Consider the following 369-nt stretch of genomic DNA (forward strand, 5'->3'; position numbering starts at 1 on the left):
CTCGTTCCAAAGAGGCTGCCATGGAGTACGGTCGGACCCAGTTCAATGGGAAGTACAAACTATACGAAATCGACACATCGCAAATACCTGCGGTTTCGCTGGTTGAGAACGTTGAGCACAACCCGCAATTCTTTGAAGCGCGGGAGGGCAAGGAACCGGGTGAAATTGATGAGCTGCGTAGCAATGGAGACTTGAACATGTTCGGACAGGGTGCCTATGGGTTCGACGAGGTTCACCTGGCTCATGATCGTGCTCTTCAGGGGCGGATAACGGAGTTGTGGACGCGATAGCAGGGCGGCATAGTGGCGGGATGAAAAAGGAGGAAGATAAATGTCCCTGGGAAACGTTACCCCCATTCTGAGGATTTTC

The 369-nt window shown here is 52.6% G+C and carries 1 protein-coding gene; it reads left to right on the top strand.

Going from position 1 to position 369, the window contains the following annotated elements; genetic code table 11:
- Nucleotides 1–290: hypothetical protein (locus AC0L3U_RS38665; RefSeq protein ID WP_473365002.1), on the top strand; the 290-nt coding region annotated here is incomplete at its 5' end.
- Nucleotides 291–369: the final 79 nt, after the last annotated feature.

This window comes from Bradyrhizobium sp. Kon69 (assembly GCF_055807515.1).